Origin of the sequence: Bowmanella yangjiangensis (genome assembly GCF_017255015.1) — a bacterium.
Classification (GTDB): Bacteria; Pseudomonadota; Gammaproteobacteria; order Enterobacterales; family Alteromonadaceae; genus Bowmanella; species Bowmanella yangjiangensis.
Genome location: NZ_JAFKCS010000015.1, coordinates 82934 through 106471, shown reverse-complemented (window position 1 = coordinate 106471; position 23538 = coordinate 82934). Strand labels below are relative to the sequence as shown.

Annotated in this window: 20 protein-coding genes; 13 read left to right on the top strand and 7 right to left on the bottom strand. The window is 49.1% G+C overall.

The window, feature by feature from the left end:
* From J0A65_RS15075 to gyrA, 5 genes are all read right to left on the bottom strand, one after another.
* Nucleotides 1-661, bottom strand: a 661-nt coding sequence (locus J0A65_RS15075; RefSeq protein ID WP_206595144.1) for a S1 RNA-binding domain-containing protein, incomplete at its 3' end; no start/stop codon positions are given.
* A gap of 96 nt (nt 662-757) precedes the next feature.
* Nucleotides 758-1441, bottom strand: a complete 684-nt coding sequence (gene cmk / locus J0A65_RS15070; RefSeq protein WP_206595143.1) for a (d)CMP kinase — start codon at nt 1439-1441, stop codon at nt 758-760.
* 141 nt (nt 1442-1582) lie between these two features.
* A complete protein-coding gene (gene aroA, locus J0A65_RS15065) occupies nt 1583-2866 on the bottom strand; it encodes a 3-phosphoshikimate 1-carboxyvinyltransferase (protein ID WP_206595142.1) in 1284 nt (427 codons plus the stop codon).
* Entirely contained in the window at nt 2866-3951 is a 1086-nt protein-coding gene (gene serC, locus J0A65_RS15060) for a 3-phosphoserine/phosphohydroxythreonine transaminase (protein ID WP_206595141.1), read from the bottom strand. Before serC ends, aroA begins: the two co-directional genes overlap by 1 nt.
* A gap of 156 nt (nt 3952-4107) precedes the next feature.
* Nucleotides 4108-6783, bottom strand: coding sequence for a DNA topoisomerase (ATP-hydrolyzing) subunit A (gene gyrA, locus J0A65_RS15055; RefSeq protein WP_206595140.1), 2676 nt, complete (start codon nt 6781-6783; stop codon nt 4108-4110).
* Between the two features lie 313 nt (nt 6784-7096).
* Here gyrA and ubiG point away from each other — a divergent pair, with 313 nt between their 5' ends.
* From ubiG to yfaE, 5 genes are all read left to right on the top strand, one after another.
* Nucleotides 7097-7819 (top strand): bifunctional 2-polyprenyl-6-hydroxyphenol methylase/3-demethylubiquinol 3-O-methyltransferase UbiG, encoded by a 723-nt coding sequence (ubiG, locus tag J0A65_RS15050; protein ID WP_206595139.1) that lies wholly within the window; start codon nt 7097-7099, stop codon nt 7817-7819.
* Nucleotides 7809-8489: an HAD family hydrolase gene (locus J0A65_RS15045; RefSeq protein ID WP_206595138.1), complete on the top strand. Its 681-nt coding sequence runs from the start codon at nt 7809-7811 to the stop codon at nt 8487-8489. Before ubiG ends, J0A65_RS15045 begins: the two co-directional genes overlap by 11 nt.
* Nucleotides 8490-8833: 344 nt before the next feature.
* The gene (gene nrdA, locus J0A65_RS15040) at nt 8834-11149 is read left to right on the top strand and encodes a class 1a ribonucleoside-diphosphate reductase subunit alpha (protein WP_206595137.1); all 2316 of its coding nucleotides are present in this window, start codon (nt 8834-8836) and stop codon (nt 11147-11149) included.
* Between the two features lie 63 nt (nt 11150-11212).
* Nucleotides 11213-12343 (top strand): class Ia ribonucleoside-diphosphate reductase subunit beta, encoded by a 1131-nt coding sequence (nrdB, locus tag J0A65_RS15035; protein ID WP_206595136.1) that lies wholly within the window; start codon nt 11213-11215, stop codon nt 12341-12343.
* Between the two features lie 16 nt (nt 12344-12359).
* Nucleotides 12360-12620 (top strand): class I ribonucleotide reductase maintenance protein YfaE, encoded by a 261-nt coding sequence (gene yfaE / locus J0A65_RS15030; RefSeq protein ID WP_232849981.1) that lies wholly within the window; start codon nt 12360-12362, stop codon nt 12618-12620.
* Between the two features lie 49 nt (nt 12621-12669).
* Here the strand turns inward: yfaE and J0A65_RS15025 are convergent, their stop codons facing one another.
* Both J0A65_RS15025 and J0A65_RS15020 read right to left on the bottom strand, forming a co-directional pair.
* Nucleotides 12670-13464: a DUF2189 domain-containing protein gene (locus J0A65_RS15025; protein WP_206595134.1), complete on the bottom strand. Its 795-nt coding sequence runs from the start codon at nt 13462-13464 to the stop codon at nt 12670-12672.
* 153 nt (nt 13465-13617) lie between these two features.
* Nucleotides 13618-14136 (bottom strand): hypothetical protein, encoded by a 519-nt coding sequence (locus tag J0A65_RS15020; protein ID WP_206595133.1) that lies wholly within the window; start codon nt 14134-14136, stop codon nt 13618-13620.
* A 231-nt stretch (nt 14137-14367) separates the two neighbouring features.
* Between J0A65_RS15020 and J0A65_RS15015 the strand changes: the two genes are divergently transcribed.
* From J0A65_RS15015 to J0A65_RS14980, 8 genes are all read left to right on the top strand, one after another.
* Entirely contained in the window at nt 14368-15594 is a 1227-nt protein-coding gene (locus tag J0A65_RS15015; RefSeq protein ID WP_206595132.1) for a pyridoxal phosphate-dependent aminotransferase, read from the top strand.
* 38 nt (nt 15595-15632) lie between these two features.
* Nucleotides 15633-16187: a 5'-deoxynucleotidase gene (gene yfbR, locus J0A65_RS15010; protein ID WP_232849980.1), complete on the top strand. Its 555-nt coding sequence runs from the start codon at nt 15633-15635 to the stop codon at nt 16185-16187.
* 3 nt (nt 16188-16190) lie between these two features.
* Nucleotides 16191-17468: an anti-phage deoxyguanosine triphosphatase gene (locus J0A65_RS15005; protein WP_206595130.1), complete on the top strand. Its 1278-nt coding sequence runs from the start codon at nt 16191-16193 to the stop codon at nt 17466-17468.
* 60 nt (nt 17469-17528) lie between these two features.
* Nucleotides 17529-19934: a hypothetical protein gene (locus J0A65_RS15000; protein ID WP_206595129.1), complete on the top strand. Its 2406-nt coding sequence runs from the start codon at nt 17529-17531 to the stop codon at nt 19932-19934.
* 1 nt (nt 19935) lies between these two features.
* Complete coding sequence (locus tag J0A65_RS14995; RefSeq protein WP_206595128.1) at nt 19936-21120, top strand: CaiB/BaiF CoA transferase family protein; 1185 nt, start codon at nt 19936-19938, stop codon at nt 21118-21120.
* 78 nt (nt 21121-21198) lie between these two features.
* Entirely contained in the window at nt 21199-21582 is a 384-nt protein-coding gene (locus J0A65_RS14990) for a hypothetical protein (protein WP_206595127.1), read from the top strand.
* Nucleotides 21582-22088 carry a YchJ family protein gene (locus J0A65_RS14985; protein ID WP_232849976.1) on the top strand — a complete coding sequence of 169 codons (507 nt, stop codon included), beginning with the start codon at nt 21582-21584 and terminating at the stop codon, nt 22086-22088. Before J0A65_RS14990 ends, J0A65_RS14985 begins: the two co-directional genes overlap by 1 nt.
* A gap of 354 nt (nt 22089-22442) precedes the next feature.
* Nucleotides 22443-23528, top strand: a complete 1086-nt coding sequence (locus J0A65_RS14980; protein ID WP_206595126.1) for an efflux RND transporter periplasmic adaptor subunit — start codon at nt 22443-22445, stop codon at nt 23526-23528.
* Nucleotides 23529-23538: the final 10 nt, after the last annotated feature.

Sequence of the window (23538 nt, the reverse complement as noted above, 5' to 3'; positions counted from 1 at the left end):
TGATGTGCAGCAGACCGTCAACACCGCCCAGATCTACGAATGCACCGTAGTCGGTCAGGTTCTTAACGATACCTTTAACTTCCAAACCTTCTTCCAGGTTGGCAAGCAGGCTTTCACGCTCAGCACTGTTCTCAGCTTCAATAACCGCGCGGCGAGATACCACTACGTTGTTACGCTTGGCGTCCAACTTGATAACTTTGAATTCCAGCTCTTTGCCTTCCAGGTGAATAGTGTCACGCACTGGACGTACATCAACCAAAGAACCAGGTAAGAAAGCGCGTACAGAGTTAACTTCAACAGTAAAACCACCTTTGACTTTGCCATTGATGATACCCTTGATGGTCGCTTTCTCTTCGTATGCTTTTTCCAACTCAACCCAGGCTTCGTGACGCTTGGCTTTCTCACGAGAAAGGATCGTTTCACCGAATCCATCTTCCACAGCGTCCAGTGCTACATCCACAGTGTCGCCTACTGCGATTTCCAGAACGCCTTCAGCATTTTTGAACTGTTCGGCAGGGATGGCACTTTCAGACTTGAGACCCGCATCTACTAAAACGATGTCTTTGTCGATAGCAACTACAGTACCTTTAACAATGGCACCAGGGCGAGTTTCAAGCTGTTTTAAACTTTCTTCGAAAAGTTGAGCAAAATTTTCAGTCATAGTGTGATTATTCAAGTATTGACATCCACTCAGCAGTCCCGCTAATGTGGGGTTGTTCCAATTGGCTCGACGCATCCTTACATTCGAGCTGTTTCATCATTTATTATGCAACTGTTCCTGAACATATTGCATAACAGCTTCAAGCACTTGGCTAATACTCATATGAGTAGAATCCAGCACTAATGCATCTTCAGCCGGCATCAAAGGCGCCACCGAACGATTAGTATCACGTTCGTCACGAGCCTGAATGTCGGTTAAAAGGCGCTCAATGCTAACATCGAGCCCCTTATCTTTCAACTGGTTAAAGCGACGCATTGCTCGTTCTTCGGCGCTGGCGGTCAGGAATATTTTAGCCTGCGCGCCGGGAAATACGACGGTTCCCATGTCCCGGCCATCGGCAACGAGTCCGGGCTCATCGCGAAATGCCCGCTGACGCCTCAGTAAAGCTTCACGCACACGGGGCAAAGAAGCGACTTGCGACGCCACTGCACCAACTTCTTCGGTGCGTATACTGTCAGTTACATCTTCGCCTTCCAAAATGATTCGGGTAACCCCATCACTCTGGGTTTCGAAGCTGACGTCCAGACTGGACGCGAGAGGTATCAGGCCCATTTCATCCGTTGCATCGATTTGATGATGCAAAGAGGCAACGGCTAAAACACGGTAGATCGCTCCGCTGTCTAAGAAGTGCCATCCCAACTTTTCAGCCAACATGGCGCTAATGGTGCCTTTTCCTGCTCCACTCGGTCCGTCGATGGTAATGACAGGCGCTGCTTGCATCGAATCTCCAAAACTGTCTTCGTTGTAAAAAACGCGCGCAATTATACGCGTAAAGGAGGGATAAGCAACGAAACTACCCAATCAGCATAAAGGCGTTAACTCTAAGGCCAGCGCCTCTATGCCATTGGGAAAGGACTTTAGCTATGCATGACTTATCTGCGCTAAGCGCTCAAAATAGTCTGGGAAAGTCTTCGCAGTGCAGCCTGGGTCGTTGATCACCACCGCAGTATCGCTCAATGCGACCAGCGAGAAACACATCGCCACACGGTGGTCATTGTAGGTATCGATTTCTGCAAGTTTAAGCGTCGCAGGCGGCGTTACTTCGATAAAATCGTGACCTTCCACCACATGAGCACCGACCTTACGCAGTTCGGTGGCCATAGCATGCAAACGATCGGTTTCCTTTACTCGCCAGTTGTAGATATTGCGAATTGCCGTAGTACCCGTGGCAAACAGCGCGGTGGTGGCAATGGTCATGGCAGCGTCAGGAATATGGTTCATATCCATATCAACGGCCTTCAACGGTGCGCCTTGCACTTCGACAAAGTCTGGCCCCCAATGAACCTTGGCACCCATAGCTTCAAGTACTAACGCGAAGTCCTTATCACCCTGGATACTATCACGCCCTATACCTGTTACTTTGACTTTGCCGCCTTTAATTGCGGCCGCCGCCAGAAAGTAAGAAGCAGAAGAGGCATCGCCTTCCACCAGGAAAGTGCCAGGCGCGCGATAACGCTGGCCGGCGGTAACCACAAACTTCTGATATTGGTGATTTTCCACCTGGACACCAAACTTAGCCATGGTGTCCAGGGTTATGTCGATATAAGGTTTTGACACCAGCTCACCGACTATCTCAATCTGCGTCTCGCCTTCGAACAAGGGGGCCGCCATCAAAACCGCCGTCAGAAACTGACTGGAGACACTGCCATCCACCTGAATGGTTCCGCCAGACAGGGCCTTGCCTTTTATCAGCAGTGGTGGAAAGCCTTGGTTTTTCAAGTACTGAATATCCGCACCGGCTTGTCTGAGCGCATCGACAAGCGCACCAATAGGACGCTCTTCCATACGTGGCTCACCCGTCAGTTCAAACTCACCATCGGATAACGCCAATGCGGCGCACAAAGGACGCATGGCGGTACCGGCATTGCCCAAAAACAGGCTTTGCTTGGCGGCAACTTTGAATGCATGTCCTAATCCCTGCACAGTGCAACGCGTCTTATCAGCACTTAGCTGATAACTCACACCGAGCTTAGTCAGGGCGTTAAGCATATGATGGATATCTTCGCTATCCAGCAAATTGGTCAGCTCAGTCTGACCTTCTGCCATGGCAGCCAGTAACAAGGCACGGTTCGACAAACTTTTGGAGCCGGGTAAGTTCACTTCACCATCAATACGAGCGATGGGGTTTAATACCAATTGCTCCATTAACCGTTCCTCCGGGCAAAGTCAGCCATAAAATCAACCAGCGCTTGTACACCTTCAATGGGCATCGCGTTATAAATACTGGCTCTCATTCCACCGACACTCCGATGCCCAGCCAGCGCTTTCAAACCAGCCTGCTCAGACTGCTGTAAGAAAGCTTTATCCAACTCAGGATTAGCCAACTGGAAAGGTACATTCATACGTGAACGATAGGCAGTATGAATTCGGTTCTGATAGAAATCGCTGCCGTCGATATAGCCATACAGCAATGCCGCTTTTTCGGCATTGCGTTTTTCCATCGCCTCAACACCACCTTGGGCTTTTAACCACTTAAAGACCAGGCCAGCCAAATACCAAGCATAGGTTGGCGGCGTGTTAAACATGGAGCCCTGCTCGGCCAAAATCTTATAGTTCAGAATAGAGGGCGTATGCGCCATGGACTGATCCAGCAAGTCGTCTCTGACAATCACCACAGACAGACCAGAGGGCCCGATGTTTTTCTGCGCGCCAGCATAAATCACACCGAAGCGAGAGACATCCACAGGTTTAGACAGAATATTGGATGACATATCCGCCACGAGCGGCACAGTGCCGATATCCGGGATCTCTGACATCTCGACCCCATCTACCGTCTCATTCGGACAATAGTGCAAATAAGCTGCATGGGGGTTGAGTTGCCATTCATTCTGCTCGGGAACTATCAGGCGTTCGTCCTGCCAGCGACTACTGGCAACCACATTGGGTATCAGATAACGTTTAGCTTCATCTACCGCCGCCGATGACCAGGAGCCACTGACCAAATAATCGGCCTGCGCCTGCTTACCGCCCAGGTTAAGTGGAACGGCAGAAAACTGACCGCGGCCGCCACCATGGGTAAATAACACTTTATAGTTACTGGGTATCGCCAGTAACTCGCGTAAATCGGCTTCTGCCTGCTCGGCTACCTGAATAAAATCTTTGCTGCGATGGCTTAATTCCATCACCGAGCAACCCTGTCCCTGCCAATCGACAAATTCAGCCTGTGCCTGCTGCATGACCTCTACAGGTAACATGGCAGGGCCTGCACAAAAGTTATACACCTTGTTCATTATTACACTCTTAAAAAGCAAACGAGCGGCGCAAGGATTATCTCAGGCCGCTCGTCGCTATACAGACTTCGTCGGTGAATGTTCCAGACAACACCGACATACCGTACATCCTATACATAAAGGGACATTGCTGTCCCTCGACTGGATTTCTGTCGTCTATTCGTCGTCGCCCGGCACTTGGCCTTCGTCCGAACTTGCCTGTAATGCGGGTTCTTGCCCGTCTTCTTCCATGTAGTCTTCTTCGCCCTCGACTTCGTCGATACGCTGCAAGCCAACTACATGCTCATTTTCGCCGGTGCGGATCAATCTCACCCCTTGGGTATTTCGACCAATCACAGACACTTCACTGACCCGGGTACGCACCAGCGTGCCCTGATCACTGATCAGCATAATTTCATCATTTTCGTCGACCTGAACGGCACCTACCACGGCACCATTACGCTCAGACACTTTGATGGAAACCACGCCCTGAGTAGCACGGCTCTTCGCCGGGTAATCATCCAATGGCGTTCGTTTACCATAGCCGTTTTCGGTCACAGTAAGGATGGCCCCCTCACCTTGCGGCACAATCAGAGATACCACTTTCTGACCGTCCTGTAGGCGAATACCACGAACCCCTGTTGCGGTACGTCCCATGGGACGCAGCGACAACATTTCTTCGCCGGTCTCCGGATCAAGCTTCACTTCACCGGTTTCTGCGTCGCGCTGTTTCTCATTAAAGCGCACCACTTTTCCGGCATCAGAGAACAGCATGATATCGCTCTGACCGTCGGTCAGTGCCACACCAATCAGCTCATCACCATCGTTCAGATTCACAGCAATAATACCGTTGGAACGCGGACGTGAGTATTGGGTCAAGTCGGTCTTCTTCACCGTACCGAAGGCGGTAGCCATCAGCACATATTTATCTTCCACAAACTCAGCAATTGGCAGCATCGCGGTAATACGCTCGCCTTCTTCCAATGGCAGGATGTTGACGATAGGACGTCCTCTGGCGTTACGGCTCGCCAGTGGCAACTGATAGGTCTTAATCCAATACAGTCGACCACGGGTAGAGAAGCACAGAATATAGTCATGGGTATTAGCAACCAGCAGCTTCTCAATGAAGTCTTCGTCCTTCATCTTGGTTGCAGACTTGCCTTTACCACCACGACGCTGCGCTTCGTATTCCTTAAGCTTCTGATACTTAACGTAGCCTTCATGTGACAAGGTCACGACTACGTCTTCCTGTTCAATCAGATCTTCAATATCAATGTCATGGCTGGCAGCGGTAATCTCGGTGCGGCGTTCGTCACCGTACTCGGCCTGAATTTTCTCCAACTCTTCGCGGATCACTTCCATCAAACGCTCTGGGCTGGCCAGGATATGCATCAACTCAGCAATCAGCTCCAGAAGCTCTTTGTATTCAGCCAGAATCTTGTCATGCTCAAGACCAGTCAGTTTGTGCAGGCGCAGGTCCAAAATGGCCTGGGCCTGGGCCTCGGTAAGGTAATATTTACCGTCACGAATGCCAAACTGTGGTTCCAGCCAGTCAGGACGTGCCGCATCCACACCCGCTCTTTCCAGCATGTCAGATACATCACCCAGTAACCAACCCTGCGCAACCAAGCCAGCCTTAGCTTCCGCCGGGCTGGGAGAGGCTTTAATCAGTTCAATGATGGGATCGATATTGGCCAGTGCAACTGCCAAACCTTCCAGGATGTGCGCTCGGTCGCGGGCTTTTTTAAGTTCAAATACGGTTCTGCGTGTCACCACTTCACGGCGGTGCAACACAAAGGCCTCAAGCATTTCCTTGAGGTTGAAGACCTTGGGCTGATTATTATCTAAGGCCACCATATTGATACCAAACACGGTTTGTAACTGGGTTTGGGCATACAAATGGTTTAACAGAACTTCGGCAGACTCGTTACGTTTTACTTCAATAACGATACGCATGCCGTCCTTGTCGGACTCGTCACGCAGGGCCGAAATACCTTCAATTTTCTTCTCTTTAACCAGCTCGGCAATCTTTTCTATCAGTCGGGCTTTGTTTACCTGATAAGGGATTTCATTAACGATAATGGTTTCTTTGCCGTTATCTTCAGTTTCAATTTCCGCACGGGCGCGCAGATAAATCTTGCCGCGCCCGGTACGGTAGGCTTCTTCAATGCCCTTACGGCCACTGATCATGGCGGCAGTGGGGAAATCCGGCCCCGGAATAAATTCAATCAGCTCTTCAATGCTGATTTCAGGATTATTGATAAGTGCTATGCAGCCTGTAATGACTTCGGTCAGGTTATGTGGCGGAATATTGGTCGCCATACCTACCGCAATACCGGAAGAACCGTTCACCAACAGGTTGGGTACTTTAGTCGGTAATACTTCGGGGATTTGCTCCGTACCGTCATAGTTAGGTACGAAGTTAACGGTTTCTTTTTCCAAATCAGCCAATAGCTCATGAGCAATCTTGGCCATTCTGACTTCGGTGTATCGCATCGCTGCGGCGGAGTCACCGTCCACCGAACCGAAGTTACCTTGTCCGTCAACCAGCATATAACGCAGTGAAAACGGCTGCGCCATACGTACTATAGTGTCGTATAACGCTGAATCGCCGTGAGGGTGATATTTACCGATAACGTCACCGACCACACGGGCCGATTTTTTATAAGGCTTGTTGAAGTCATTCTTCAACTCGTTCATGGCGAACAGAACACGCCTGTGTACTGGCTTGAGGCCATCGCGCACATCTGGCAGGGCCCGGCCCACAATGACGCTCATGGCATAATCAAGATAAGAATTCTTAAGTTCTTCCTCAATATTTATGGGGAGAATTTCTTTGGCGCGGTCGGTCATATACAGCCCTGTTCCCTTCTTTAATCTACGTCTTCCCAAGCGGATCTCAGTTTGTCACAAGCGACAGACAAAAACCCAGGAATTCAAGCTTTATTCGAGGTTTGTTAACCGCCCAATCCTACCACTTAAAATAAAAAATAAATAGCCGCTGCTTGTTCAGATAACAGGCATTCGAGCAAACCGCTGTGACATCTTCACAACCGAATGTTGCATCTCACCGATGTAAAAGAGGATTGGTATCCCGGGGGTGGCTGATTATACTAGGCACCAAATTCTTCCAGTGAGTTAGTCTATGTCTCAGCAGTCCGCGTCTATGACCACACCCCATCAAAATGTCGACGAACAAGAAATCGCCAAATTTTCGGCCCTGGCAAGTCGTTGGTGGGATCTGGACGGTGAGTTCAAACCCTTACATCAGATAAACCCGTTAAGGCTAGACTTTATTGCCCAGCATAGTCACGGACTGTTCGGTAAAAAGGCTCTGGATGTAGGATGCGGGGGCGGGATCCTGGCGGAAAGCATGGCTAAGATGGGCGCACAGGTTACCGGTATCGATATGGCCAAAGACTCATTGGAAGTGGCTAAGCTGCACGGCCTGGAGTCAGGTGTATCGGTCGCTTATGAACTGATTACGGTGGAAGATTTCGCCGAGACTCACGCCGGTGAGTTTGATGTGGTGACCTGCATGGAAATGCTCGAGCATGTGCCGGATCCCGATTCCATCGTGCGCGCTTGTGCCAAACTGGTTAAACCCGGTGGCCAGGTGTTTTTCTCGACCTTAAACCGCAATATCAAGTCTTATCTGATGGCAATTGTCGGGGCTGAATATGTATTGGGACTAGTGCCAAAAGGCACGCACCAGCACAGCAAATTTATCCGACCTTCAGAACTGATGAACTGGATAGATAAAACACCACTGCTATGCCGTCATATTGAAGGCCTGCACCTAAATCCACTCAGCGGTCAGTATTACCTGTCCAATAGCAATGTGGACGTTAATTATCTCCTGCATTGTCATAACCCAGATGCAGCATGAACTAGTTGCCCCAAATGGGCTGCTATTTGATTTGGATGGCACCTTGCTGGATACCGCAGACGATTTAGCTTGTGCGCTTAATCGTTTGCTTGACGAACATGGCCGCTCGACTAAAAGCCGTGAACAGTACCGCCCGATCGCCTCTCATGGCGCCATGGGTATGCTCAAACTGGGGTTCCCTGATATCACATTTGGCTCAGCGGCCTTTGAGGAGCTGAGAAAGCGCTTCTTGTTGTATTACGCCGAGCAGCTTTTCGAACATACCCGCCTGTTTGACGGTATCGGCGAACTTATCGAAACCCTGGATAGCCAGAATATTCCTTGGGGAATCGTTACCAATAAACCCACTCATCTGACCCTGCCGCTGCTAAAACAATTCAGTGAGTTTAATACGGCAGGCACGCTGATCTGCGGCGATACCCTGACCGTCAGAAAGCCGCACCCTGAACCCTTATTAGTGGCGGCATCTGAATTGAATATTCCAGTGTCACAACTCTGGTATGTGGGTGATGCCGAGCGCGATATGCAAGCGGCCAGAGCAGCCGGTATAACAGCGGTATTAGCCGAGTACGGTTATATCTGCCAGAGTGAACAACCTGAGCATTGGGTGACCGATCTGCGCATCTCGCATCCAAACACCCTAACAAAAACCGTTCAACACAAGATCTAGTGCCAACATAAACTGATAAGCACTATATATCGACAGATAATAAAGCCAGCGAGTTTAAGAAATAAAAAATTTAGCCGCGCAAAATTCTCTGATTTTTTGCTTGCATTCCTATCATCAAAGTCTTTATAGCGACTCTTCGGTGAGTCGCTACTAACCTCATAGCAACTATTGATTTGTTCGGCCATTAAACCACCAGATATTGGGTTGCATAAAGATAAAAACCTCACTATCTTGTGTCAGTGCGAATCACATGGCAAACCACAGGATTCGCTGTTTTCTTCTGCAAACAAGGGGTTGTTTGCAGGCATTTTGCGCTAACTGATAACAATAAGACGGCTACCGGCATGAATAATACGCTTCTCGTTACCAAACGCTCTGGCGAACAAGAGCCAATTGATCTCGACAAAATTCATAAAGTCATCACCTGGGCTGCAAAGGGATTACACAATGTGTCGGTCTCTCAGGTAGAAATTAAGGCTCATATTCAATTCTACGATGGCATCAGAACCTCTGATATTCACGAGACACTGATCAAGTCAGCGGCAGATCTTATCTGTAAAGACAGTCCAGATTATCAGTACCTGGCTGCCCGCTTGGCCATTTTCCATTTGCGCAAGAAGGCCTACGGTCAATTTGAACCGCCAGCGCTTTACCAGCATGTGGTACGTATGGTCGACATGGGTAAGTACGACAAGCATCTGCTTGAGGACTACACCCAAAGCGAATTTGAACAGATGGATGCTTATCTGGATCACTGGCGTGATATGAACTTCAGCTATGCCGCCGTTAAGCAGTTGGAAGGTAAATATCTGGTTCAAAACCGGGTTACCGGCGAGATCTATGAAAGCGCTCAGTTTCTGTACATGTTGGTCGCGGCCTGTTTGTTTGCCAATTACCCCAAAGAAACACGTTTGGATTACATCAAGCGTTTTTACGATGCGGCGTCCAAGTTCAAGATTTCTCTGCCGACCCCGATTATGGCCGGTGTGCGCACCCCTACCCGTCAGTTCAGCTCTTGTGTGTTGATCGAGTGCGGTGACAGCCTGGATTCCATTAATGCCACTGCCAGTGCCATTGTTAAATACGTCAGTCAGCGTGCGGGTATTGGTATAAATGCCGGCCGTATCCGTGCTTTAGGTAGCCCTATTCGCGGGGGCGAAGCTTTCCACACCGGTTGTTTGCCGTTTTATAAATATTTCCAAACCGCAGTAAAAAGCTGCTCTCAGGGCGGTGTTCGCGGCGGCGCAGCGACTCTTTTCTATCCGCTGTGGCATTTGGAAGTTGAATCCCTGCTGGTGCTGAAGAACAACCGCGGCGTAGAAGAAAACCGTGTTCGTCACCTGGACTACGGTGTCCAGTTCAATAAGCTGATGTACCAGCGTCTGATCAAAGACGAACACATTACTCTGTTCAGCCCGTCCGATGTGCCAGGACTTTATGATGCGTTCTTCGCTGATCAGGAAGAATTTGAAAAGCTGTACGTGAAGTACGAGCAAGACGCGTCTATTCGTAAGAAGCAAATTAAGGCCATCGAGCTATTTAGTTTGTTTATGCAGGAACGTGCCAGCACTGGTCGTATTTATCTGCAAAACGTTGATCACTGTAACACGCATAGCCCATTTGACCCGGCCGTTGCCCCGGTACGTCAGAGCAACCTGTGTCTGGAAATTGCCCTACCAACCAAGCCGTTGGCGCATGTTAACGACGAAAACGGTGAAATTGCACTCTGTACGCTGTCTGCATTCAACCTTGGTGCTATCGACAGCCTGGATGAACTGGAAGAGTTAGCCGACCTTGCCGTACGTGCACTGGACAGCTTGCTGGACTATCAGGACTATCCTGTACCTGCGGCTTACAATGCCACTATGGGCCGTCGTACTTTGGGTGTGGGCGTTATCAACTTTGCTTACTACCTGGCCAAGCATGGTGTGCGTTATTCAGACGGCAGTGCCAACGGTTTGGTACACAGAGCCTTTGAAGCCATTCAATATTATCTGTTGCGTGCGTCAGTGGGTCTGGCCAAAGAAAAAGGCGCCTGTCCTAAGTTTAATGAAACCACCTACGCCAAAGGTATTCTGCCCATCGATTCTTATAAAAAGGATCTGGATGCGGTCTGTAATGAACCTTTGCAATACGATTGGGAAGCACTGCGCGCGGATATCCAGAACTATGGTCTGCGTAACAGTACCCTGTCGGCCCTGATGCCGTCCGAAACCTCATCGCAGATCTCAAATGCCACCAACGGCATTGAACCACCTCGCGGCCATATCAGCGTGAAGTCCAGTAAAGACGGTGTACTTAAACAAGTGGTGCCTGAGTACGAACGTCTTAAAAACCAGTACGAGCTGTTGTGGGATATTCCATCCAACGACGGCTATCTGCAACTGGTTGCCATTATGCAGAAGTTCGTGGATCAGACCATCTCTGCCAACACCAGCTATGATCCAGGTAAATACGAAGGCGGCAAAGTACCGATGAAGTTGTTGCTCAAGGACCTGCTGACCGCTTACAAACTGGGCGTCAAGACCCTGTATTACCATAACACCCGTGATGGTGCGGCTGATACTCAGGAAGACCTGACAGCCGGTAAATCAGATGCCGTGGTAGAAACTGTTGTCGAAGAAGACGATGGTTGTGCCGGTGGCGCCTGTAAAATCTAACCCTCATGGAAAGGCCGGTCATTGACCGGCCTCTGTGCTAAATAACCTGTTGATATTGAGCCGATGAAATACACCACCTTTAACCAACAAAGCACTAACCCACTCGCTGAGCCCATGTTCTTCGGCAATCCTGTGAACGTGGCCCGTTATGATCAGCAAAAACATCAGATTTTTGAAAAGCTGATCGAAAAACAAATCAGTTTTTTCTGGCGCCCGGAAGAAGTAGACGTCAGTAAGGATCGCGTTGATTTCCAAAAGCTCAGTGAGCCTGAAAAACACATTTTCATCTCTAATCTGAAATACCAGACGCTTCTGGATTCTGTGCAGGGACGTAGCCCCAACATTGCGTTTTTGCCGATAGTTTCACTGCCTGAGTTAGAAACCTGGATTGAGACCTGGTCCTTCTTTGAGACCATTCACTCTCGTTCTTATACCCACATACTGCGCAATTTATTCGCCGATCCCAGTGAAGTATTTGAAGATATCGTGCTCAACGAAGAGATAAAGCGCCGGGCCACCGATATTTCCCGCTACTATGATGATCTGATCTTTGCCACCCAGTTATGGCAAACCCAGGGTGAAGGCGTGCATCAGGTTGACGGCCAAAGCTATACAGTTAATCTGCGTGAACTGAAGAAGAAGATGTTCCTGTGCATGAATTCAGTTAACGCTTTAGAAGCCGTGCGTTTCTATGTTTCTTTTGCCTGTACTTTTGCCTTTGCAGAACGCGAGCTGATGGAAGGTAATTCCAAGATCATCAGGTTAATTGCCCGCGACGAAAACCTGCACTTAAGCTCCACTCAGCATATTCTGAATCTGTGGGCTAAAGGCAAGGACGATCCTGAAATGGCGGAAATTGCCGAAGAGTGCAGAGAAGAAGCCAGAGATATCTTCCTTAATGCCGTTGAGCAGGAAAAGCAATGGGCTGCCTACCTGTTCCAGCACGGCTCTATGATTGGGCTGAACAAGGACATTCTGTGCCAGTATGTGGAATACATTGCCAATCACCGAATGGCTGCCATTGGTATGGATACCCCCTTTGAGGTGAAGTCCAACCCGCTGCCATGGATGAACAATTACCTCAATTCAGATAACGTGCAGGTCGCTCCACAAGAGTCAGAAATCAGCTCCTATCTGGTGGGGCAAATCGACAGTGAAGTAAGCGTGGATGATTTCGGAGACTTCGATCTCTGATGGCCAATCAATGAAAATGGACAAGCTGTACATTATCCATTTGGATGAACAGACCCAGTTAGCCTGCCACAAGGACCAGACGCTGCTGGAGAATCTTGAAGCGCACAAGGTTGAAGTCCATTTTCATTGTCGCGAAGGGTTTTGCGGAGCCTGTCGTACTAAATTAATTGAAGGCCAGGTGGAATACATTACCGATCCCCTGGCCTATATTGACGATGACGAAATACTGCCCTGTTGCTGCAAAGCCAAGTCAGATCTAAAAATTAAACTCAGCTAGCCCCCATTCCTGAATACAGGTCGCGCCAATCCGCAGGCTTTCCCCTCGATTACTCGTAGTGTCGTTCCCGCTTTAACTCAATAGTGTCGATATAGCCATGCCAGGTGGCATAACCGATAAGCGGCATCAGAATAATAAAGGCGGCAAAGCCGGTCACAAAGCCGATTCCCACTGCAGTAGCAATAATCAGGGCCCAAATCATCATGGGGACTTTATTCACCCATACCGCATTCATACTGGTTAGCACAGCTGTGGCCAAATTGACCCGTCTTTCCATTAATATGGGTTGAGTAAAGGCACTGATAAAAAACACCAACATAGTAAAACCGGCCCCCACCACAGTACCCAATGCCAGGAAAGGCAGCAGATTTTCTAAGTTTTCCTCTAAATACGGGGGATACAAGGCATGAATGAGTGATGCCACCCTTAACCAGAAAATCATCAGTACCAACAGCAGAATGCCCAGTCCCCATTCATTCACCGCATTGCGCTTAATGGCCTTAATACTGTGCCATAGTGACGGGCTATGACCTTTTTCAAGCTCCCAGCTGACGTCGTATAAGCCGGCCGCTAGAAAAGGCCCAATCAACATAAAACAGACAATCGAAGGCAATATGATTAAGTGCCAGCCGGTTAACGCCACCATATAGGTAATAAACCAGGGAATCGCGGTAAATATGATGCCATAAAAAGCAGTTAATAGCGGCGCCCGCATTATGTCACGCCATCCCAGCGCCAACCATTTCAACGGGTCGCCTAAATCCAGTTCTTTGCAAGGAATAACCCGCGCAATACCGCTATCGGTAATCGCATTGTGGGGCGTTTCTTTAAAAGAGTGGGACATAAAACCTCCGGCAATGATTTGTCTTAACAAGGCCAAGCCATTACTGATTAGCTAACAGCAAGGTGCCTTAAAAGCATAAGCAGAGATCGGTAACTTTGCCTGATTTATGCCACTAACTGCCTAAAATTCACACTGTTAGCTTGTTTTACTTGTTTACACCCCGAAGGCCGGACGCCAGCTTAGAGACTGACCAAAGTGACGGGAAACGCTGATATTTAGTTCATTGAACAAGGTGACATGTCCGACACCTGGGGTCAGGCAAGAAAGCACAAACTGATGACAGTTATTTCGCATCAAATCGTAAGCCGAATACTCAAACACTCTAGCGACAGCACGCTCTCCTGCTTGCAGATCGGCGAGGACATTACCATCGGCATCACATGCCACAAAAATCTTATCGCCACTGCGGTTAGCTAAGAATCGTTGGGGAGACACAGCCCGGATCAAGCCGTTACCGTTTAGCTCTATAATACTGCCGTCCATCCAAATGCCACTATGATCAAACACGCCAAATACCCCACAGCACACTACTGCACCATTAAGTATGGCTGCAGACTGTTGCGACTCGCCAGGATGGTGCAGCACAATGTCCCTCGAGCGTTCTCTGGCTAGGTGTTTTCCCGCAGCCAATGCCCCAAGTCCCACCCCCAACCACAAAAACGGTATCGGCATAGCATCTACTCCAACAAAATCTTCTAGTTTGTATGTATCAGTAGTGGGCTCCTTTGCCAAATCAGTGAATGTAAGCCAATGTGTCGGATAAGACGCAATATTCGTGTTAAAAAGCCCTATCAGACTTATTCAACAGGATATAAGATCGATAAAAATTTTCTTTACCGCATTGCAGACAAAGCCTGCAAGTCTGTATTACTCTGTAAGCCCGTTTTCCAACCCCTGCAGTTCATGAAACAGATTGTAAAATCCAGCAAACTCAATGACGTATGTTATGACATCCGCGGCCCCGTGTTGGCCGAAGCGAAAAGGCTGGAGGATGAAGGGCACAGAGTACTTAAACTGAATATCGGCAACCCTGCCCCCTTTGGTTTTGAAGCACCAGACGACATTCTTAAAGACGTCATCCACAATCTTCCTACCGCACAAGGCTACGCAGATGCCAAAGGCCTCTACTCTGCCCGTGTAGCCGTAATGCAGTATTACCAGCAGCAGAATGTCAAAAACATTGATATTGAAGATGTGTTTATTGGTAATGGGGTGAGTGAGCTGATTGTGATGGCCATGCAGGCCCTGTTGAATATGGGCGATGAGGTATTACTGCCAGCGCCAGATTACCCATTGTGGACAGCCGCAGTCACATTATCTTCCGGCACACCAGTACATTATCGCTGTGACGAACAGGCTGGCTGGTTTCCAGACATAGAAGATATCAAGGCCAAAATTACCCCTAACACTCGCGCTATTGTGTTGATTAACCCAAACAACCCGACCGGCGCGGTGTACAGCAAAGAGCTGTTGTTGGAAATAATTGAGGTAGCGCGTACCCACGGCCTGGTGATTTTCAGCGATGAGATCTATGACAAGATCCTCTACGACGAAGCCAAACACACCTGTATTGCCTCATTGGCTGATGACCTGTTGTTTGTCACTTTTAGTGGCTTGTCTAAAAACTATCGGGTAGCGGGCTTCCGTTCTGGCTGGATGGTACTGAGCGGTAATAAAAAGTTGGGGCGAAGTTATATGGAGGGGCTCAATCTGCTGGCCTCCATGCGCATGTGCGCCAATGTGCCCTGCCAACATGCGGTACAAACCGCATTGGGCGGCTATCAAAGTATTAACGATCTGGTCAAAGCCGACGGCCGTCTTCGTCTGCAGCGAGACACGGCATGGCGCTTATTGGAAAAGATTCCCGGTATTTCTTGCGTAAAGCCCAAAGGCGCCATGTACTGTTTTGCTAAAGTAGATGTGGCCAGATTCAACATTCGTAATGATGAGCAAATGATCCTCGATTTATTACGTCAGGAAAAAGTACTGTTGGTCCATGGCAGCGCCTTTAACTTAAGGGACGGCTGCTATTTCCGCCTGGTATTTTTGCCCCATGCCGATGTTCTCCAGTCTGCGCTGGGTAAAGTTGAGCGTTTCTTTGCCGGTTATCGTCAGGACAATGGCCAGTGAGTAGTTCTCAAAGCCACTTTTTTGCCCACTTGGCCAGGATGAAACTGATCAATCGCTGGCCTTTGATGCGTAACGTAAGCACCGAAAACGTGCAGGAACACAGTTTGCAGGTGGCCATGGTGGCTCATGCATTGGCGATGATCCGCAACCGTTTTTATGGCGGCACACTGGATCCGTTTCGCATCGCCACGCTTGCCATGTTCCATGACGTATCCGAAGTACTGACCGGAGATCTGCCAACCCCGGTCAAGTATTACAATCCGGCTATTCAGCAGGAATATAAGAAGATTGAGCAAATTGCCGAACAGAAACTCATTGAGATGGCACCTGATGCCTTTCGCCAGGATTATGCCGAACTTATCGACGGGCAATACCAATCAAGTGATGAGAAGTTCATTATCAAAGCTGCGGATATTATCTGCGCCTATCTAAAAACCCTGGAAGAGCTGTCTGCGGGTAATCATGAATTTGAACTGGCTAAGCGTCGCCTGGATAACATACTCAAAGATTATCAGTCCGATGAGGTCAATTATTTCCTTGAAGCCTATGTACCAAGCTTCTCTTTAAGTCTGGACGAAATAACACAGGAGTAGTGAATGTCCCTCTGGCTTGCACGACAACAAACGCAACCTGAAAGACAGGGGGATCACCGCTCACCCTTCCAGCGTGACAAAGCCAGAGTGTTACATTCTGCCGCCTTTCGCCGTTTGCAGGCAAAAACCCAGGTATTGGGTGTGGGTATGAACGATTTTCACCGCACCCGCCTTACCCATTCACTAGAAGCTTCGCAGATTGGTCAGGGCATAGCCGCACAACTACGTCAGAAGTATCCCCAGCAAAGTGAACAGTTGGCGTTAAACGATAATTTGATCGAAGCCTTGTGTCTTGCCCACGATATTGGTCACCCTCCTTTTGGTCACGGCGGTGAATCAGCGCTTAACTATATGATGCGTGAGCACGGCGGTTTTGAGGGCAACGGCCAGACGTTTCGTATTGTGACTAAACTCGAGCCCTATAGCCCGGATGCAGGCATGAATCTTTGCCGTCGTACGCTGCTAGGTCTGGTGAAATACCCAAACCTACAAAGTAGATTACGGCTCAGCCAACCTGCATCCGAGAAACTGACAGACTGGCAGCCGGCCAAAGGGCTGTTCGACGATGACCAGGACACCTTCGACTGGCTACTGGCGCCGCTTGAACAGCAAGATAGAGACAGGTTCTGTGAATTTTTTTCTTTTAATCAGTATCTTGCCAAAACACGTTTTAAATCGTTCGATTGTTCAATTATGGAACTGGCTGACGATATTGCCTACAGCATCCACGACCTGGAAGATGCCATAGTGACCGGCATAGTCAATCAAACAAGTTTTATCAGTGAAGTTGCTGAACCTATCAAGGCCCAGGGAATTGCGTGGCTAAGCCAGAGCATACTGGGTTTAGCAGACAAACTTTTCAGTGGTGAACATTGGGAGCGCAAAGACGCTATTGGCGCACTGGTTAATGGTTTTATCACCGCCGTTGAAATTCGTACCACCCACCCTGAGTTTATCCATCCCCTGCTGGCAAACAACGCAGCCCTTCCTCAGGACTATCACCAGGCACTGGAGGAGTTTAAAGGTTACGTCTATCGCAGAGTTATCCAACAAAGTGAAGTACAGCGTATGGAATACAAAGGCCAGCAATTGGTGATGGCGTTGTTTGACGCTTTCTGTTCTGATCCTCTGCGTCTGTTACCAGAAAATACCCGCCAACGTTGGCTAAAAGGACAATCACAAGGTCAGGCACATCGCGTTATTGCAGATTATATCTCGGGCATGACAGATGAATTCGCCTCAAGGCTTTATGGGCAGTTATTCTTACCACGAAGCAACTAAGTGACGCAGTACTCATACTGCCAAGGCATGATAATTTAAACACACGAACAGGACGGTTATATGTATCAACCAGGGATTGGCATTGTCAGCACAGACGCGCAAGTAATAAGCGCTATCGTCGGTGGCCTTCGCCCATTGTTCAATCAGCCTGATATAAGAGAATTGCATATTTATGGCGATGATCCTGGCAACAGGTTAACTATCGAGCCATTGCCTCTCTACTCTGCACTGAGGGACAAAGCCCAGTCACAGCTGACCAGCCTGGATAAGCCCTTGGCGCTAACCCTCTATATTGCAGAAAGTCTGGAAGACTTGACCAGCCTGCTACAAAATCAGCAGGCTTACTCATTAGATATGCTGCTTTTCGATAATCAGGCGGGCCTATCTCAGGTAACCCTGGTTGAAAAAACCGAGTCCTTTTATCAACACCTAAATGCACTGACAATTCAGGCGATACGCACGCCTCAATCAACCTGGTACTTAAATCCTCCGCCTGCCGACAACAGCCTGCTTTACGCCATTACCGATACCATCGAACATTATCTGGATAAGCGCCAGCCAAAATGGCAGGCTGTGTTGGCCAGTCAGGCTCTGGTGGATGTGATGGAATATTTGGTGCGATTTCATTGCAACCCGCTGTTAGCCAGAAAAGTCCGCGGGCTGCCAGCCAGGCAGGTGCATAGCTCCGCCGACTATGGCAAGCGTCCTATCAGTCTAGCCAGCTTCATGCTTGAATTTTTCTCTAACCAGGTGGATGACAACTGGCTATTTGCCTACTTTACCGGCTCTATTATCGCGCCATTTATTGATGCCATGGAGTCTGCTCTGGCGAATCGACAGGTCACTATTATCAATGGTTGCAATGAACATAGTCTGGCATGCAGCGCACTGGCTAACTGGCAGCTTTACCAGTCGCCCTATCTGATTACGGTCACCTGCGGAATGATGCTGGAGTTCAAAGGCAGCCTGCTGAATTTGAAACGCAGCCGGGCACGGGGGTTTATAGTTTGTGGTGAGGGGGAAACCACGGGCTGGTTTGCCGCACAAGGCATGATCAATGCCGAGGAAGATGTACGAAAAATCCTCGATGCGATGGACATTCCCTGGGTATACATGCAGGAACCCACCCAACTTGATGAAGACCTCAGGCAGGCTCAATATTTGTATTACAACAAACCAGGCCCTGTGGTGCTCTTGCCCACTCCCAGAGTATTGGACACTTGCCGTAGCTTACCGGCCGATCTGCTTAACGGCCCATCCGAACCTGCGGTATCAACTACAACTAACCAAGTCCCCGAAGAGATTATGCAAATCCTCAACCAGGATATGCGAAAAGTCTTATGGGTGATTGATAGCCCGCTTAGCGAGCAGGAACAGCAGGATCTGCAGGTAATCGCCGAACAGGCGGGTATCGCTTTGGCTGACTCTGTGCAGCGCCCTGGCACTGTCAGTGCATATCGACATGGCCACAAAAACCCCCAGTATTTGGGCACCTTAGGGGTCTATGGTACCAGTCGTCCAACCCTGCAATACCTTTATACCGACGGGGAACTTAACAGCAAAGACGAGCAAATTCTGTTCTTCCTTAAAAGCCGCCTGGGCCAGCCATCCAGCCCCTTCCCTTTTGGTAATTTTAAAACCCGATTAGACACAGTGCAGGTGACCAATGTTCCTGAACATATGGCACCTTACGTTAGTCGGGGTCTATGTATGGATGTTGCTGACTTCTTACATCAAGTTCGCAACTGCCTAAAGGTTGCCCCGCTCGTACTGGCGTTTCGGCAAAAGGCCTTACATGCCGCACAATCAGCACCGCCAAGTTTACTCAATCAACTGCCCAGCAGTCCTATGGCACCAGATTATTTCTACGCGCAGCTAAACCAGCTACTGACAGAGTTAATCACGCAGCAGGATTACCGCTACACAGGTTTGTTTGATGCAGGGCGATGTGGCTTTGGTGCGCTGTGCAGTGTTATTCGCACCGATGTAGGTTTCTCCAGTATTTATGGGCGCGGCTGCATGGGCGATGCACTGATGGCTTTCCCTCTCACAGCCCTGACCAGCACGGCCAATACCATCGCCTTTATCGGCGACGGGGCAAGGAGTCTGGTGCCAGATATACTGCCGTTTGTGCTGAAGAACCTCAGGGGAAGACAGACTATTACAGGCAGCGCCACCTTGTTTGTGTTCGTCAATAACAGCTTGTCCATGGTCCGTACCTATCAGGAACGGGCCATTCTCGGACATGCCGGTGCTCAGATGAACAGTGTCAACCTGAAACAACCCGATGCAACATGGCAACATCAAGGCGTGAATATTAATCTGGCCACTGTTCACCATTTCGATCCGGTACAAATGCGGCAATGGCTAACCGCAAAAAAACAGGTAAATATTATTCAGGTAATGACCGCCCATAACAATCAGGGCGAGATGTACCGTCATTTTGCCGCCGACTGGTATATCTGATATGTCAAAAAGTGCCATTTTAAAAGATGTTGTGGTACTGGAACTGGCTTTTATGGCCTCCGGCCCCATGTGTGCCACTTTGCTGGCAGACCTCGGTGCCCAGGTAATCAAGATTGAACCTCCCAAGGGCGGCGATATGTTTCGCTTTATGCCGCCTTTTGGCCAGACCGAGCATGCAGGAGAAAACGTCAACGGCGCCTTTCTCAGCATTAATCGCAATAAACGTTCGCTGGCCCTGAATTATCGCAAAGGAATAGGCAAAGACACTCTACTAAGCCTAATTCAACAAGCCGATGTGCTGATTGAAGGCTTCAAACCCGGCAGCATGGAAAAATGGGGACTGAACTATGACAGTTTGCGACAGCTTAACCCTCGCCTGATTTATTGCCATATCTCGGGTTACGGATTAACTGGCCCGGATGCAACCAGAATGCAACATGAGGGCAATCTCGCTGCCCTTAGTGGATTGATAGACAGTTTTGCCCCCGCGCCTGCCATTCCGCATCTTGCACCGGGATTGTCTATGGTAGGCGCCTATACTGCGCTTAGTGGCATTCTTGCAGCCCTATTGCACCGCACGCAAACCGGTGAAGGGCAACTGGTGGATATTGCCGTATTGGACGCGCTAATGGGGCTTCAGGCTCCGGCTGCCGGAGAACTTCACAACTGCGACCACCCCAGGCAAGGCCAGGCCTTTATGCAAGGAGAATGGCCCCGTAACGCGCTTTACCAATGCGCCTGTGGCCACTATCTGTATTTTGGTGCCGGTGAGCACAGATATTATCAGGGCTTTTTGCATCAGGTTGAGCGAGAAGATATTCTCGATATTGACGATCCCCATCAACAAACCCAGGCCCTTCGCGCCCTTTTCCTTAGCCGTTCACGCGCCGACTGGTTGGCAGACTTTGGTGACACCGACTATTGCATCAGCCCGGTCAACCGACTGGATCAAGCGCTACAGGAACCACAGGTCAAATCGCGGCAACCCTTGCAATATGTGAAAAGTGCCAAAGGTGAACATATTAGCCTTGGCACTATTATTAAACTTTCCGCCCATCAGCCCCCCATAGCCCAACCCGCACCAAAACTGGGACAACACAGCAAAATGGTGTTGCAGGAGTTTGGCATCGACGACGAGCAAATTCAGGCCCTGGAAACAACAAGGCAACTTTTACAGAAAGATTGATTAAAAAAAACACTTGCATGTTTATTTATACAGTACTACTGTTTACACAACCACTGTATAAATAAACAAGGTTTTGTTATGGCCGTTAATGCACTGCTTACTTCCCGTCACCAACCCGGCGTTTTGGAATTATCTATGTATCAAGGTGCCCAGCTACGCAGTTTGATGCAGCACTTTGAACAGCAAGGAAAATGGGTTTACCTGTTATCCAACAGTTTGAAGTTCAAACGCACTGAACATAACAGTCAGCATCTGGCCAAGCCTGATGCTGACAAAACCCTCGACTGGCTGGAAAAGCTCATTACTGCGGGTAAAACCTGCGCCTTGTTTGTAGAAGAACTATTCATTGACGAATTGAGTCGCAAGCGCTTAGAACAGTTATGCCGCCAGTTCAGTGTCACCGTAGTAAACATCAGTAAAGAAAAAAACCTGGACAGCAATCTTATTTTTGGGCCATGGTAATGGGCTTGATACTCCCTATTGCTACCTTTCCCATGACCCGACTTTGCTATTGCCACAGCCAGCAACCTTTTGCTCAATGCTGTGAACCGCTACTCAGTGGTAACTCCACAGCACCCAGTGCTGAAGCACTGATGCGTTCACGCTACAGCGCCTACGCCACGGCAAATTTTGACTATGTGCTGAATACCTACAGCCGGGAAAAGCGCGAGCATCTAACACTGGCAGACTTACAAGAGAATGCCGAGGCCACGCAATGGTTGGCGTTACAAGTAGAGTCACACAGCGCTGATGGTGAGACTGCCGAAGTGCAGTTTTGTGCTTATTTCAAAGAACAGGGCAAGCTGTATAAGTTACATGAGCTTTCCAGGTTTGTACGTGAAGAACAGCAGTGGAAGTATCATGATGGTGACATACTACCCGACACCGGCACAGTGAAAATGGGCCGCAATGATCTCTGCTTTTGTGGCAGTGAGCGTAAGTTTAAACAGTGTTGCGGCAAAGGCTGAGCTTAGTTCCAGCCTTGGTGTCATCGCTGCTCGAGCAAGATTGCAACTGATAATTCTTTTCCCCGCCTTTAAACCTTTGCCGCTCTAGCCTCAACATATACTTGCTTACAAATTCATCCTGCTCAGGGGGATTGCCCGGGTCTACACTGCCTTATGCGTCGCAGAACATTTTTTACATTTGACACAATTAACCAACATTTAGTCAAAAGTGCTAAGTGATGTGTATTTTGTTAAGCGACAGAACAATAAAAATATCTATCCAGTTGTTTTATATGAAGTATTTTTGCTGGCACGTTCAGTGCTTTACTGAATTCAGCAAACACAACGTAAAATGCAACAGTTTCGGGGACCACCATGCAATCCAGATTCGTCAAGACACTTATCGCCAGTTCCATCTTAATCAGCGCCGGACTGATGACCGGCTGCGGGGGCGCAGAGGCCACAGTTGATACCGCGCAGAAGAAGGTGGAAGTTATCGCCATTCCCGTTGAAGTCGCGCCGCTCAGCCAAGGTGATATTTCGTCCAACTACGCCACCACCGCCATTCTTGAAGCAAAAGAAGAGGCCTTTGTTGTGGCACGGGCATCAGGCATCATCCATGAGATCCTGGTTGAAGAAGGTGACTACGTTGAAAAAGGGCAAGTGCTGGCCAAACTGGAAACCGAACGCTATATCCTCAACCTCAAGCGGGCCGAAGCGAATCTGACCGGAATTGAGAAAGAACTGAACAAAGTTCGTGATATGTATGCGAAGAAACTGGTCAGCGATGATGCCTATGACAAGCTCAGTGCATCTTATGACGCGGCTAATGCAGAACTGGAGCTGGCTCGACTGGATTTGGCCGAAACCACTATTCGCGCCCCCATCGCGGGTTTTATCGCAGAACGCAATGCCAAAGTAGGTAATCTCACAGAATCATTCCAGCGTGAGCGCATGTTCCATATTGTGCAGCAAAAGCAGCTATATGGCATGGTTCACCTTCCCGAGAAAGAGCTGTCCCGCGTGCACCTGCAGCAAGCTGCCCAATTGGACATTGCCGCTGCCAATGACAACAGGGTCAAGGCCTACGTGGAACGTATCAGCCCTGTAATTGACGCCAAAACCGGCACATTCAAAGTAACCTTACGTGTTCCCAATGACGACAATTATCTTAAGGCGGGTATGTTTGCTCAGGTCAAACTGAATTATGACACCCACGCCAACGCCACCTTGTTGCCCCGCCAGGCGATTATCAATATTGACGATAAAAGCAGTGTGTTTGTCGTGCGAGACGGTATCGCTGAGAAAGTACAAGTCCAAACCGGCTACGCAGAGGGTGATGTAGTGGAAGTGGTGAATGGTCTTGATGGTTCCGAGCAGGTGGTGGTAACAGGTCACCATAATCTTAAAGACAAAGCCCCGGTTGAAGTAGTCAACGACGTACAACTGGCCAAGAGCTAAGCACAGGAGC

Excerpts from the sequence above, each read along its gene's own strand:
- J0A65_RS14980 (WP_206595126.1), top strand. The coding sequence starts at position 22,443 with ATGCAATCCAGATTCGTCAAGACACTTATCGCCAGTTCCATCTTAATC.
- J0A65_RS15045 (WP_206595138.1), top strand. The coding sequence starts at position 7,809 with ATGCAGCATGAACTAGTTGCCCCAAATGGGCTGCTATTTGATTTGGAT.
- J0A65_RS15015 (WP_206595132.1), top strand. The coding sequence starts at position 14,368 with ATGAAACAGATTGTAAAATCCAGCAAACTCAATGACGTATGTTATGAC.
- cmk (WP_206595143.1), bottom strand. The coding sequence starts at position 1,441 with ATGCAAGCAGCGCCTGTCATTACCATCGACGGACCGAGTGGAGCAGGA.
- yfbR (WP_232849980.1), top strand. The coding sequence starts at position 15,633 with ATGAAACTGATCAATCGCTGGCCTTTGATGCGTAACGTAAGCACCGAA.
- ubiG (WP_206595139.1), top strand. The coding sequence starts at position 7,097 with ATGACCACACCCCATCAAAATGTCGACGAACAAGAAATCGCCAAATTT.
- J0A65_RS15000 (WP_206595129.1), top strand. The coding sequence starts at position 17,529 with ATGTATCAACCAGGGATTGGCATTGTCAGCACAGACGCGCAAGTAATA.
- J0A65_RS15005 (WP_206595130.1), top strand. The coding sequence starts at position 16,191 with ATGTCCCTCTGGCTTGCACGACAACAAACGCAACCTGAAAGACAGGGG.
- J0A65_RS15025 (WP_206595134.1), bottom strand. The coding sequence starts at position 13,464 with ATGTCCCACTCTTTTAAAGAAACGCCCCACAATGCGATTACCGATAGC.
- J0A65_RS14985 (WP_232849976.1), top strand. The coding sequence starts at position 21,582 with ATGGGCTTGATACTCCCTATTGCTACCTTTCCCATGACCCGACTTTGC.
- serC (WP_206595141.1), bottom strand. The coding sequence starts at position 3,951 with ATGAACAAGGTGTATAACTTTTGTGCAGGCCCTGCCATGTTACCTGTA.
- gyrA (WP_206595140.1), bottom strand. The coding sequence starts at position 6,783 with ATGACCGACCGCGCCAAAGAAATTCTCCCCATAAATATTGAGGAAGAA.
- aroA (WP_206595142.1), bottom strand. The coding sequence starts at position 2,866 with ATGGAGCAATTGGTATTAAACCCCATCGCTCGTATTGATGGTGAAGTG.
- nrdB (WP_206595136.1), top strand. The coding sequence starts at position 11,213 with ATGAAATACACCACCTTTAACCAACAAAGCACTAACCCACTCGCTGAG.
- yfaE (WP_232849981.1), top strand. The coding sequence starts at position 12,360 with ATGGACAAGCTGTACATTATCCATTTGGATGAACAGACCCAGTTAGCC.
- nrdA (WP_206595137.1), top strand. The coding sequence starts at position 8,834 with ATGAATAATACGCTTCTCGTTACCAAACGCTCTGGCGAACAAGAGCCA.
- J0A65_RS14995 (WP_206595128.1), top strand. The coding sequence starts at position 19,936 with ATGTCAAAAAGTGCCATTTTAAAAGATGTTGTGGTACTGGAACTGGCT.
- J0A65_RS15020 (WP_206595133.1), bottom strand. The coding sequence starts at position 14,136 with ATGCCGATACCGTTTTTGTGGTTGGGGGTGGGACTTGGGGCATTGGCT.
- J0A65_RS14990 (WP_206595127.1), top strand. The coding sequence starts at position 21,199 with ATGGCCGTTAATGCACTGCTTACTTCCCGTCACCAACCCGGCGTTTTG.